General features: G+C 71.7%; 10 protein-coding genes. 7 read left to right on the top strand and 3 right to left on the bottom strand.

Features of this window, described 5'->3' with window-relative positions; translation table 11 throughout:
* Nucleotides 1–778, bottom strand: a 778-nt coding sequence (locus SSNG_RS27460) for a uroporphyrinogen decarboxylase (RefSeq protein WP_042802043.1), incomplete at its 3' end; no start/stop codon positions are given.
* A gap of 91 nt (nucleotides 779–869) precedes the next feature.
* Here SSNG_RS27460 and SSNG_RS27455 point away from each other — a divergent pair.
* From SSNG_RS27455 to SSNG_RS27435, 5 genes are all read left to right on the top strand, one after another.
* Nucleotides 870–1,526, top strand: coding sequence for a DUF3000 domain-containing protein (locus tag SSNG_RS27455; protein ID WP_007267193.1), 657 nt, complete (start codon nucleotides 870–872; stop codon nucleotides 1,524–1,526).
* Nucleotides 1,527–1,813: 287 nt separating this feature from the next.
* The gene (locus SSNG_RS27450) at nucleotides 1,814–2,476 is read left to right on the top strand and encodes a response regulator transcription factor (protein ID WP_007267191.1); all 663 of its coding nucleotides are present in this window, start codon (nucleotides 1,814–1,816) and stop codon (nucleotides 2,474–2,476) included.
* 125 nt (nucleotides 2,477–2,601) lie between these two features.
* Nucleotides 2,602–3,888 carry a ribonuclease D gene (locus SSNG_RS27445; protein ID WP_007267190.1) on the top strand — a complete coding sequence of 429 codons (1,287 nt, stop codon included), beginning with the start codon at nucleotides 2,602–2,604 and terminating at the stop codon, nucleotides 3,886–3,888.
* 212 nt (nucleotides 3,889–4,100) lie between these two features.
* Nucleotides 4,101–5,327 (top strand): acetyl-CoA C-acyltransferase, encoded by a 1,227-nt coding sequence (locus SSNG_RS27440; RefSeq protein ID WP_007267189.1) that lies wholly within the window; start codon nucleotides 4,101–4,103, stop codon nucleotides 5,325–5,327.
* Nucleotides 5,324–7,453, top strand: coding sequence for a 3-hydroxyacyl-CoA dehydrogenase NAD-binding domain-containing protein (locus tag SSNG_RS27435; protein ID WP_007267188.1), 2,130 nt, complete (start codon nucleotides 5,324–5,326; stop codon nucleotides 7,451–7,453). Before SSNG_RS27440 ends, SSNG_RS27435 begins: the two co-directional genes overlap by 4 nt.
* A 75-nt stretch (nucleotides 7,454–7,528) precedes the next feature.
* Here SSNG_RS27435 and SSNG_RS27430 read toward each other — a convergent pair whose 3' ends face one another.
* Complete coding sequence (locus SSNG_RS27430; RefSeq protein ID WP_007267187.1) at nucleotides 7,529–9,268, bottom strand: polysialyltransferase family glycosyltransferase; 1,740 nt, start codon at nucleotides 9,266–9,268, stop codon at nucleotides 7,529–7,531.
* The gene (locus tag SSNG_RS27425; RefSeq protein ID WP_007267186.1) at nucleotides 9,265–10,239 is read right to left on the bottom strand and encodes a glycosyltransferase family 2 protein; all 975 of its coding nucleotides are present in this window, start codon (nucleotides 10,237–10,239) and stop codon (nucleotides 9,265–9,267) included. The genes SSNG_RS27430 and SSNG_RS27425 overlap by 4 nt, the downstream gene beginning before the upstream one ends.
* A 272-nt stretch (nucleotides 10,240–10,511) precedes the next feature.
* On the opposite strand from SSNG_RS27425, the gene SSNG_RS27420 reads away from it, so the two are divergent.
* A complete protein-coding gene (locus SSNG_RS27420; RefSeq protein WP_042802039.1) occupies nucleotides 10,512–11,789 on the top strand; it encodes a DUF6716 putative glycosyltransferase in 1,278 nt (425 codons plus the stop codon).
* Between the two features lie 37 nt (nucleotides 11,790–11,826).
* The gene (locus SSNG_RS27415; RefSeq protein ID WP_007267184.1) at nucleotides 11,827–12,621 is read left to right on the top strand and encodes an acylneuraminate cytidylyltransferase family protein; all 795 of its coding nucleotides are present in this window, start codon (nucleotides 11,827–11,829) and stop codon (nucleotides 12,619–12,621) included.
* The last annotated feature ends 3 nt before the right edge of the window (nucleotides 12,622–12,624 follow it).

The following is a 12,624-nucleotide window of genomic DNA, read 5'->3' as shown; positions in this document are numbered from 1 at the left end:
CGAGCAGCTCGCCCGTTCCCACGCCGAAGTGGATCCGCGGGACGCCGTACGAGGCGACGGACTCCAGGACCTTCGCGGAGGCCGGCATGACCGAGCGGCGGTAGTCCGCCGGGGCCAGGGCGCCGACCCAGGAGTCGAAGAGCTGGACGGCGGAGGCGCCGGCCTCGATCTGGACCTTCAGGAAGGCGGAGGTGATCTCGGCGAGGCGGTCGAGCAGCTCGGCCCACAGCTGCGGGTCCCCGTACATGAGGGCCTTGGTGTGCTCGTGGTTCTTGGACGGGCCGCCCTCGACGAGGTAGCTCGCGAGGGTGAACGGCGCGCCGGCGAAGCCGATCAACGGCGTGCCGCCGAGTTCACCCGTGAGCATGCCGATCGCCTCGGTCACGTACGCGACGTCCTCCGGGGTGAGGTCGCGCAGCTGCGCGAGGTCCTCGCGGCGGCGGATCGGCTGGGCGACGACCGGGCCGATGCCCGGCTTGATGTCCAGGTCGACGCCGATGGCCTTCAGCGGGACCACGATGTCGGAGAAGAAGATCGCCGCGTCCACGTCGTGGCGCCGCACGGGCTGCATGGTGATCTCGGTGACCAGGTCGGGGCGCATGCAGGACTCCAGCATGGCCGTGCCCTCGCGCACCTTGCGGTACTCGGGGAGTGAGCGGCCGGCCTGCCTCATGAACCACACCGGCGTGTGGGGCACCGGCTCCCGCCGGCACGCCTTCAGGAAGGCGGAATCGTACGTCTGGCTCGGCGGGCCCTGGGGGCGGTCGTTGGCGCTCACGACCCAAATCTTCGCACGTATGAAGAAGTGCCCGGCCCGGCGCGGGTGTCCCTGCGCCGTACGGGCGCTCGTTCCGCCTAGTCTTCCCGGCATGGCTGCGGCTCAGGGACGATTTTCAGATGGCGCCGAGGGTACGGACAGCGCGAAGGAGAGTTCGGTCCCGCTCCCGTTCCGGCGGGCGGTAGACGGTTTGCGCACGGCGCGGCTGCGGCCCGGGATCGAGATCGAGCCGGTGAAACCGCCCCAGCGGCTGGCGCCGTACGCGTACGCGCTGGAGGCCGCGGTCGTGGACGGGGAGGACGACCTGGCCGACGGCCGGCTGATCCTGCTCCACGATCCGGCCGGGCACGACGCCTGGCAGGGTGCGTTCCGGCTGGTGACGCTGGTGCGGGCGGAGCTGGAGCCGGAGATGGCGGCGGACCCGCTGCTGGCCGAGGTGTGCTGGTCCTGGCTGACGGGTGCGCTGGAGGCGCGCGGGCTGGGGTACGGGGAGGCGAGCGGCACCGTCACGATGGCGGCCTCGCACTACTTCGGCGGGCTCTCGGAGCGGCGTCCGGCGACGCAGATCGAGATCAGGGCCTCGTGGACGCCGCGCGAGGGGACGGGCGGGGTGCCGGACACGACCGCGCACCTGGCGGCCTGGTGCGAGCTGCTGTGCCAGATCGCGGGGCTGCCGCCGGTGGGGCCGACGGACAACGTCACGGGCGTGGTGTCCCTGCCACAGCGGCGCGGTCCGCACCACCCGTAGCCGGGCGGCCCGAAGGGGCCGTACGGGCCCGTCCGGCGGCCGCGTGCGCACCCGTGACGACCGCTCGTTGTCATAACGGTGCGTCAGAACGGTGCGTGCCGGGCGGCCTTCCGATCATCCCTTGATCGATCGTGCGTCCGAATTGCCCGAATTGTTACTCACCAAATCGTGATCATTCCCTAAAGCCGGGTGGGTGACGTGCCGAAGGAGTCAGTGACCATCCGCACGGTGCGAACCGGCTTCCTTCCCCGAGCCGGCCCGTCCCGCCACTCCCCCAGGAGGCCTAGGTGTCCGTTCTTCTCGAGCAGCCCGCAAGCCTGGTCGCCTACCGCCCGAACAAGCCGACGGCCATGGTCGTCGTGGCCGACCCGCGCGTCCGTTCCACCGTGACCCGCCATCTGTGGGCCCTCGGAGTCCGTGACGTGATCGAGGCGTCGTCCATCGCGGAGGCCCGCCCCCGCGTCGGCAGCCCGCGCGACATCTGCGTGGCCGACGTACACCTGCCCGACGGTTCCGGTCTCACCCTGCTCTCCGAGACCCGCGCCGCGGGCTGGCCGAACGGCCTGGCCCTGTCCGCCGCCGATGACATCGGTGCCGTGCGCAACGCCCTCGCGGGCGGGGTGAAGGGCTACGTCGTCACGGGTACGCGGACCAACATCGGGCTCCCCACCCGGCCCGGCGCCGCCCCCATCGGTGCCGCCGCCGCACGCATGCACCGCCGCCCCCCGGGTGCCCCGAGCCACCCGGGCGGCTACCGAGAGCTCTCCGGCCGCGAGGTCGAGGTCCTGCGCCTCGTCGCGGAGGGCCAGTCCAACAAGGCCATCGGCGTCTCGATGGGCCTGTCCGCCCTGACCGTCAAGTCCCACCTCGCCCGGATCGCCCGCAAGCTGGGCACCGGCGACCGGGCCGGGATGGTCGCCGTCGCGCTGCGGACGGGGATCATCCACTGATCCGTCCCGAGGCTCCCCGGCGAACCGCCTGGAGGCCCCGGGCACCGGCCGCCGTTCTCCCCTTCGCGCCCGTCGACGGAACGTTCCGGCGACGGGCGCGTCCCATACACGGATACCCTTTACCGGTGACCGACGCCCAAGAGACCGCAGCACACCTGCGCACCACCACCGGGGGCGGCCCCCCGGACGCCGAGGTTCCGTCCGATGGGCAGCCGACGCCGATCCCCTTGCTGGAGCCCCGTGAGGGCATTCCGCCGGTCGTCGCCGACGCCGACGCCCTCGCCCGGGTCGTCGCGGCCTTCGCCGCCGGCACCGGGCCCGTGGCCGTCGACGCCGAGCGCGCCTCCGGCTACCGGTACGGCCAGCGCGCCTACCTCGTGCAGCTGCGCCGCGAGGGTGCGGGCTCCGCGCTCATCGACCCGGTGGGCTGTCCGGACCTGTCCGCGCTGGGCGAGGCTCTCTCCGGGACCGAATGGATCCTGCACGCCGCCACCCAGGACCTGCCGTGCCTGCGTGAAATAGGCATGGTGCCCACCTCGCTCTTCGACACCGAGCTGGCCGGCCGCCTGGCGGGCTTCCCCCGGGTCGGACTCGGCGCGATGGTGGAGGGCGTGCTCGGCTACGCCCTGGAGAAGGGGCACTCCGCCGTCGACTGGTCCACCCGCCCGCTCCCCGAGCCCTGGCTGCGCTACGCGGCGCTCGACGTGGAGCTGCTGGTGGACCTGCGGGACGCGCTGGAGAAGGAACTGGACCGGCAGGGCAAGCTGGAGTGGGCCCGCCAGGAGTTCGACGCCATCGCCTCGGCCCCGCCCGCCCCGCCCCGCAAGGATCCGTGGCGCCGCACGTCCGGCATGCACAAGGTGCGCCGCCGCCGGCAGATGGCGGTCGTCCGGGAGCTGTGGGAGTCCCGCGACCGCATCGCGCAGCGCCGGGACGTCTCCCCCGGCAAGGTGCTGGGCGACGCCGCGATCGTGGAGGCGGCCCTCGCCCTCCCGGTGAACGTGCACGCCCTGTCGTCCCTGCCCGGCTACGGGCAGCGGATGGGCCGGCGCCAGCTGGACCAGTGGATGGCCGCCGTGGACCGGGCGAAGGCCCTGCCCGAGAGCGAGCTGCCGCAGCCCGGGGCGTCCCCCTCCGGCCCGCCCCCGCCGCGTTCCTGGGCGGACAAGGACCCGGCCGCCGCGGCCCGGCTGGCGGCGGCCCGCACGGCCGTCTCCGCGCTGGCCGAGCGGCTGAACCTGCCGCAGGAGAACCTGATCACCCCGGACACCGTGCGCCGGCTGTGCTGGGAGCCCCCCAAGCGGCTCGACGCGGACACGGTGGCACAGGCCCTGGCCGGCCACGGCGCCCGCCCCTGGCAGATCGAGCAGGTGACCCCGGTGCTGGTCACGGCCCTGGCCGCGACCGCCTGAGCCCGGCCCCACGAAAGCCCCCGGCCCCCGGCCGGGGGCTTTCGCGCTGTCCGCACGCACCGCTCGGGAGTGTGACCTTCGCCGCTCCTCGGGGAGGGGGTGTGCACATTGGTTACCCGCAAGTAGCATGGGCCGGGTGAGCGGGCGCTCAGCCATACCGGCCGGGCCGCCCCCGCGCAGCAGCGCCATCCCGTACCTGGAGGAGAGCCAACGTGCCTCGTACCGTCAGGGACGTCGTCTTCGTCGACGGCGTCCGCACCCCGTTCGGCAAGGCGGGCCCGAAGGGCATCTACCACGAGACCCGCGCCGACGACCTCGTCGTGAAGGCGATCCGGGAGCTGCTGCGCCGCAACCCGGACCTGGACCCCAAGAAGATCGACGAGGTCGCCATCGCCGCGACCACGCAGATCGGCGACCAGGGCCTGACGCTGGGCCGCACGGCCGGCATCCTCGCGGGCCTCCCGCAGTCCGTCCCGGGCTACTCCATCGACCGCATGTGCGCCGGCGCGCTGACCGCCGTGACCGCCGTCGCGGGCGGTGTGGCCTTCGGTGCGTACGACGTCGCCCTCGCCGGCGGTGTCGAGCACATGGGCCGCCACCCCATGGGCGAGGGCGTCGACCCGAACCCGCGCTTCGTCTCCGAGAAGCTGGTCGACGAGTCCGCCCTGTTCATGGGCATGACCGCCGAGAACCTGCACGACCGGTACCCGACGATCACCAAGCTCCGCGCCGACGAGTACGCCGTGCGCTCGCAGGAGAAGGCCGCCAAGGCGTACGCCGACGGCAAGATCCAGCAGGACCTGGTCCCGATCTCGGTGCGCAACACCAACGAGGCCGCGGGTGAGACGGGCTGGGGCCTGGTCACCTCCGACGAGCCGATGCGCCCGGGCACCACGCTGGAGAACCTGGCCGGCCTGAAGACCCCGTTCCGTACGCACGGCCGGGTCACCGCGGGCAACGCCGCCGGTCTCAACGACGGTGCCACCGCCGCGATCATCGCGTCCGAGGACTTCGCCCGCGAGAACAACCTCCCGGTCAAGATGCGCCTCGTCTCGTACTCCTTCGCGGGCGTGGAGCCGGAGGTCATGGGCTACGGCCCGATCCCGGCGACCGAGAAGGCCCTGGCCCAGGCCGGTCTGACGATCGACGACATCGGCCTGTTCGAGATCAACGAGGCCTTCGCCGTCCAGGTCCTCGCGTTCCTGGAGCACTACGGCATCGCCGACGACGACGCCCGCGTGAACCAGTACGGCGGCGCCATCGCCTTCGGTCACCCGCTGGCCTCCTCCGGCGTCCGCCTGATGACGCAGCTGGCCCGCCAGTTCGAGGAGCAGCCGCACGTCCGCTACGGCCTGACCACCATGTGCGTCGGCTTCGGCATGGGCGCCACGGTCATCTGGGAGAACCCGAACTTCAACGCCGAGGGAGACTCCAAGTGAGCACCACCGCTGAGCTCCTGAAGGGCGCGGCCGAGCTGTTCCCGGACGAGGTCGTCACGTCCGCGCACGTCCGCCACCTGGACCTGCCGTTCGGCGCCGGGCGCTTCGCGCTCATCACGCTGGACAACGGCTTCGACCACACCAAGCCGACCACCTTCGGCCCGCAGTCCCTCGCCAACCTGAACGCGGCGATCGACCAGGTCGAGCAGGAGGCCGCCGCCGGCACCATCGTCGGCGCGGGCATCACCGGCAAGCCGTTCATCTTCGCCGTCGGCGCCGACCTCAAGGGCGTCGAGCTGCTGAAGAAGCACGACGAGGCGCTCGCCATCGGCAAGGGCGGCCACGACGTCTTCAAGCGCCTCTCCGCGCTGGCCGTCCCCACCTTCGCGTACTACAACGGCGCGGCGATGGGCGGCGGTGTCGAGGTCGGCCTGCACTGCTCGTACCGCACCGTCTCGAAGGCCATCCCGGCCTTCTCGCTGCCCGAGGTCTTCCTCGGCCTGGTTCCGGGCTGGGGCGGCTGCGCCATCCTCCCGAACCTGATCGGCGCGGAGCGCGCGGTCTCGGTCATCATCGAGAACTCGCTCAACCAGAACCGCCAGCTCAAGGGCAAGCAGGTCTTCGAGCTCGGCATCGCCGACGCGATCTTCGAGGGCGCCGACTTCCTGGAGCAGTCCCTGATCTGGACCGCGAAGGTCCTGAAGGGCGAGACCGAGGTCGTACGCGCCGAGGTCGACCGCGGCGAGGCCTGGGACGCGGCCGTCGCCAAGGGCCGCTTCATCGCGGACTCCAAGGTGCACGGCGCCGCTCCGGCCGCCTACCGCGCGCTGGAGATCATCGCCGCGGCCAAGGACGGCGACCTCCAGGCCGGCTTCGACGCCGAGGACAAGGCCCTGGCCGACCTCATCATGGGCGGCGAGCTGCGCTCGGGCATCTACGCCTTCAACCTGGTCCAGAAGCGCGGCAAGCGCCCGGCCGGCGCCCCGGACAAGTCCCTGGCCCGTCCGGTCACCAAGGTCGGCGTCGTCGGCGCGGGCCTGATGGCCTCGCAGCTGGCGCTGCTGTTCCTGCGCCGCCTGGAGGTGCCGGTGGTCCTCACCGACATCGACCAGGAGCGCGTGGACAAGGGCGTGGGCTACGTCCACGCCGAGATCCAGAAGCTGCTCGGCAAGGGCCGGATCAACCAGGACAAGGCCAACCGCCTGACCGCCCTGGTCACCGGTGTCCTGGACAAGGCCGAGGGCTTCGCGGACGCGGACTTCATCATCGAGGCCGTGTTCGAGGAGATGTCCGTCAAGCAGAAGGTGTTCGCGGAGGTCGAGGCGGTCGCCCCGGCGCACGCGATCCTCGCCACCAACACCTCCTCGCTGTCGGTGTCGGAGATGGCCTCCAAGCTCCAGCACCCGGAGCGCGTGGTCGGCTTCCACTTCTTCAACCCGGTCGCGATCCTCCCGCTGCTGGAGATCGTCCGCGGTGAGCAGACGGACGACGCCTCGCTGGCCACGGCGTTCGGTGTCGCCAAGAAGCTGAAGAAGACCGCGGTCCTGACGAAGGACGCCCCGGCGTTCGTCGTGAACCGCATCCTGACCCGCTTCATGGGCGAGATCCAGAACGTCATCGACGAGGGCACCCCGGTCGTCACGGCGGAGAAGGCCATCGAGCCGCTCGGCCTGCCGATGTCCCCGCTGGTGCTGCTGGAGCTCGTGGGCCCGGCGATCGGCCTGCACGTGTCCGAGACGCTGAACCGTTCCTTCCCGGAGCGCTTCACCGTCTCCCCGAACCTCAAGCGGGTCGTCGAGGCCGGCAAGCGCGGCTTCTACGTCTACGATTCCGGCAAGCCGGAGCTGGACCCCGAGGTCGCCGCCCTCCTGGTGCAGGGCGACTCCGTCCTCACCGAGGAGCAGGTCCGCGACCGCGTCCTGGACGCGGTGGCGCAGGAGATCGGCCTGATGCTGGAGGAGGGTGTCGTGGCCGAGGCCCAGGACATCGACCTCTGCCTCATCACCGGTGCGGGCTGGCCCTTCCACCTGGGCGGCATCACCCCGTACCTGGACCGTGAGGGCGTCTCGGAGCGGGTGAACGGCAAGAAGTTCCTCGCCCCGGGTGTCGCCAGCGTCCCGGCGTAACACCGCGAGCAACACAGTGAAGGGCCCGTCCGCACCTGGTGCGGACGGGCCCTTCCCCGTAGGGCCGGACGCCCCCTACCGGCGGCCGAGCCGGCCGGTCCTGACCAGGCGCTGGGCCGCCGGCGAGTCCGGGTTGATGCCGAGCGCCCGCCGCCCCGCCGTGAGGCGCAGGTCGTCGCCGCGCTTGCCCAGCTTGGCGGCGGTCTCCGCGATCCGCAGCCACACCATGGCGCGCCCGCTGTCGGCGGAGACCTCCGCGGCCCGCTCGATCAGCTGCCTGGCCCGGTCGGTCTCCTTGCGGCGGATGTGGGCCTGGGCCATGCCCAGGAGCAGGTCGAGGTTCTCCTGCTCGGCGAGCAGGCGCGCGCCGACCTCCAGGACGCCCTGGTCGTCCTTGGCCTCGACGAGCGAGGCGAAGCCGCTCATCGAGACGTCGGTGACGGGCGCCTCGTCCGGCTCGCGGCGCTCCCCGGTGCTGCGCAGGGTCCAGCCCAGGCCGCGCCGCCACTTCCAGGTGCGCGGGCCGGGCAGTTCCAGGCGGGTGCGGGTGCGTTCGTTGAAGTGCATGGACAGCTCGGGGCGGTCCTCCCACCGGTCGACGGCCGCGGCGATGTACGCCTCGGCCACCGGGCGCAGGAAGCCGAACCGCTTGGGCTGCATGCAGTAGCCGACGGCCTGGACGTACGGGGTGACCTCGGTGCGGATGTGTTCGGCGTCCAGGATCCGGTCGGCGGGGGCGGCCTGCGGGTCCTCCAGGTCGGGGACCAGGGCGTGGGTGAGGGTGGCGGGGATCCGGTTGCTGTTGGCGTAGGGCCGCATGCGCCGGACGACCTCCAGCGCGCCGGTCTGGGCGACGGGGATCCCGTACAGGGCGCGGGCGGTGAACAGGCCGGTGGAGAAGCAGCCGATCACCCGGCCGGGGCGCAGGTACGCGAAGACGGTCTCGGCGAGGACCGGGACGTCCAGCACCAGGAAGGGGACGCCGGCCTCGCGGGCCGCCCCGGCGAGGGCGTCGGAGAGGGCGGAAGGGGCGCTGGGGTGCGGTTTGAAGACGACGGCGGTGTGGCCGAGCCGCACGGCGTGCTCGAACATGCGCCGGTGCAGGTCCTCTTCCTCCTCCTCGGTGAGGATGCCGAGGGGGGAGAGGTACTGGCCGAGGAGGAGTGCCGTCCCCGGGCCTCCCCCGGCGAGCTGCCGCGGGATCACCCGGTCGAGGAGGGGGCGGCACTCCTCGGTGAGCTCCGCCATCAGTTCGAGCACGGCGCCGGTGTGCACGGGCTGCGAGGGGATCCCGTACTCGGTGAGGAGCATGGGCAGCAGGGTGGGGACGAGGTCGAGGTAGAGGACCTGGTCGATCCGGCCGTGGAGGGGGCGGGGCAGGTCGTTGCGGGTGGGGCCGTAGCTCATGACGCCGTCGGCGTACACGGCGAGGGTGGCGTCGGAGAAGATCTTGCAGAGGGTCTGGGCGGGCTTGACCTGGATCGACTCGACGACGAGTTCCAGGGGTCCGGGCCGGATGGCCATCTTCTCCGCCATGACCGTGCGCCAGAGGGGGGCGTCCTCGTCGCGGGGGGCCCACACCGCGGGGTGGAAGGGGTAGATGAGGTCGTTCCAGTAGACGACCCGGTGGAAGCGCTTCAGGACGGCGGCGGCGCCGGGCATCTGGTGCAGCGGGGTGGCGACTTCGGGGATGTCGACGTTGTTGCAGACGAGCAGGACGCGCTCGCGGTCGTCCCGGCCGAGCTGTCCGGCGTCGATGGCGGCGGCCACCGTCATGGCGCCGTAGAGGGTGGAGGCGGCGAATATCCGGGTCATCGGGCGGCGGCGCCCTGGTGCTGCGACATGAGTTCCCTGAGCTTGGTCACGCGTGCGGAGTCCATTCCCGCCAGGGTTCCTTCGAGGATGTCCTGGGGGAGGTCGAAGAGGATCTGCGCGCCGCGTGCGCGCAGCAGGTCCCGGGTGAGTTCCTCGTACTGCTCCTCGCGGCCCAGGTGAATGACGATGAGCGCGCACAGTGTTCGCATGGCCTTGAACGACAGTTCGTATCCGCGCGGGTGGTGGGAGAGCTCGTCGAAAATCATCCGGAAGGCGGGGAGGAAGTCCAGCTGCCGTTCGTCGGGGACCTTGGTGAGGGAGGTGGACACGTCGCGGCGGTAGAAGATGCCATGGAGGTCGACCACTCCGAAGGACCGCATCCGCAGGTGCAGCTTGTAGAACCAGGGGCGGTCCTCGGCGGTGCGCAGGCTCTCGTCGAAGAACAGGGCGTCGGCCGCCCGCAGCCGTTCGCGGTCGTAGATGCCGGCCCAGGACTGGGGGTAGTCCATGAAGGTGGAGGCGTCGACGGGGCCTATGTAGTCGGCGGGATCGAGCGGGAGGGCCCTCGGCGCGAGCGGCGCCATGACGATCTTCCGCTTCCTCCCGTACACGCGGACGTGGCCGGTGCGCAGGAAATCCACGCCCGACTCGCTCATCCAGCCGACCAGTTGCGCGAGATATCCGGGGGCGTACCAGTCGTCGCCGTCGAGGAAGGTGAAGAACCGGCCGCGGGCGGCGGCGAGGCCGATGTTGCGGGTGGCCGAAATACCGAGGTTCCGCTCGTTGCGGATCAGCACGGCGCCGGGAATCCCGGGGACCATCTCCCGCAGGATCTCTGACGTGCCGTCGACGGAGCAGTCGTCGACGACGATGAACTCGAAGTCCGCCCGGGCATTGAGCGCCAAGGACTTGAGCGCCGTCCGGCAGAACTCCCGGACGTCACACATCGCGACGATTACCGAAAGGGTCACCACCGGAACCACTCACCTTCTCCCCATTGCCCACACACGTCCGCCGGAGCCGCACGGACGGACCGGACATCATGATAGGAGCGCCCGGAGAGGCACCCGGAACCTCCGGGTGTGACGTACAACTCCCCGGGCCGTCGAAGCCTTTCCGTGACACATAAGGCTCAGGTGAGCATGTAGGGTCTATGGGGCCCGGCGGCAGTCCCGCCCCGCCCGCGCCGGCCGCGGGCACGCCGACGGCAGTTGGGCTCCGCCGACCGACCGGGAATCACCAAGTGCGCATCCACGTGCTCGCAGACTCCGACACCCGCTGGAAATGGGGCGCGGGGCTGGCGGTGGGCCTGGCACCGGGCAGCGAGGTGCACGCCCACATGCTGCGCGGCCGCAGCACGCCGACGGCGCGCCAGCTGGCGGAGGTCGGCATCACCCCCGCCTCGATCACCGAGGCCACGCTCGCCGGTTTCGCGGCGGCGCCGGAACTCGACGGAGCGGATCTGATCATCCTGGGCACGGTCGGCGGCGCCACCCACGCGGCCCTGCACGCGCTCGCCCGCCGGTTCGCCGGGGCGCCGCGGCGGCCGGTGCTGATGACGGGTTACGTGGGCGTCGTCTACGAGAAGATGGCCGACGGGCTCCTGCTGCGGGCCGGCGCCGACATCGTCCTCGCCAACAGTCCTTTCGACCGGCGCCGTTTCACCGAGGTGTACGAGCCGCTCGGAATTCCCGTTTCCTGCATCGTCCAGACGGCGCTCCCCTTCCTCGACCAGAGGCCTTACGACGCGAACCGCACGCACGCCACCCACCCCTATACGGTGTGTTTCGCCGTCCAGCCGTCGGTGCCCGCCGACCGGAACGGCCGCCTTTACCTGCTGCGCCGCGCGATATCCCACGCGCGGCTGCGCCCGGGACGCGACGTACTCGTCAAACTCCGCAGCAAGCCCGGTGAGGCGACCACCCATGTGGAAGCCTTCCACTACCAGGTGCTCGCGGAACAGCTGGAAGAACCTCTGCCGCCCAATCTGCATTTCGTCTACGGAAACATGTCGGAGACCCTCGACCGCACCGACCTGCTCGTGACGGTCAGTTCCACGGCCGCCCTGGAATCGATGCACCGGGGAATGCCGACCGCGATCCTCAGCGATCTCGGAGTCCGTGAGGTCCACGGGAACCACTATTTCACCGGTTCCGGATGCGTCACCGACTGGACCGCGATAGACGAGGGCGACGCCCCGCTCGCGGACGAATCCTGGACCGCCGACCAGGGAATCCGCGCGGTGAATCCGTACGGGGAACTCCGCCACCGCATCGAGCAGCTGCGCGGCTCCGCGCTGCCGCCGATATCCCCGTACTACACGGCCGACAGCGCCCCCGAATACGTGGGTGCGCTGCTGCGCCGCCGGGGGCTGAACCCGGACGGCTCCCCCGGCGCGGCGGCCGCCGTCCGCCGCCCGAGCGGACCCATGCGGCGCACCTCCCGCCGGGTGCTGAAGGTCGCCTACCAGTTCGGGGTCCAGCGCGTGGCCCCGAAGATCCAGCAGTGGGGCGGCGTGTGACCGCCCCCGTCGTACCGGCACCCCAGGGGGAAGCCTCGTGAACGTCACCGCCGTCATACCCGCCCGGGGCGGCTCCAAGGGCATCCCCGGCAAGAACACCGCCGAGGTCGGCGGGGTACCGCTCGTCGCCCGGGCCGTCCTCGCCTGCCGGGGCGCCGCCCACGTGACCCGGGTGGTGGTCTCCACCGACGACGCGGCGATCGCCCGCGCCGCCCTCGCGGCGGGCGCGGAGGTCGTCGACCGCCCGGCGGAGCTGGGCTCGGACCGGGCGTCCAGCGAGTCCGCGCTGCTGCACGCCCTGGACGTGCTGGAGGAACGTCACTCCGAGCCCGTGGACGTCCTCGTCTTCGTGCAGTGCACCAGCCCCTTCACCACCCCGGAGGAGGTCGAGGAGACCGTGCTGGCCGTGGTGCGGGGCGGCGCCGACTCGGCGTTCACCGCCGTGCCCTTCCACGGCTTCCTCTGGGGCACCGGGCCCGCCGGGGCGCAGGCCGCCCACCACGCGCACGGGGTCAACCACGACAGCTCCGTACGCCTGCGCCGCCAGGACCGCACCCCCGAGTACCTGGAGTCGGGCGCCGTCTACGCCATGCGTGCCGACGGCTTCCGCCGGCACGGCCACCGCTTCTTCGGCCGGACCCAGCTCGTCCCCACCGCCCCCGAGCGGGCCATCGAGATCGACGAGCCCGGCGACCTCGACCGGGCCCGGGCCCTGGCCCCCCTCCTCGACGCCCCGCAGACCCCGGCGGCCCCGCCGTCGCCGGACCCTTCGCAGAACCCCTCGCACAACCCCTCGCAGTACCCCTTGCAGTACCCCGGAAAGGAACTCTGAACA

The sequence above is a fragment of the Streptomyces sp. C genome (genome assembly GCF_000158895.1).
Lineage (GTDB): Bacteria > Actinomycetota > Actinomycetes > Streptomycetales > Streptomycetaceae > Streptomyces > Streptomyces racemochromogenes.
This window is presented reverse-complemented; position numbering and strand designations above follow the sequence as displayed.

Excerpts from the sequence above, each read along its gene's own strand:
- SSNG_RS27455 (WP_007267193.1), top strand. The coding sequence starts at position 870 with ATGGCTGCGGCTCAGGGACGATTTTCAGATGGCGCCGAGGGTACGGAC.
- SSNG_RS27430 (WP_007267187.1), bottom strand. The coding sequence starts at position 9,268 with ATGACCCGGATATTCGCCGCCTCCACCCTCTACGGCGCCATGACGGTG.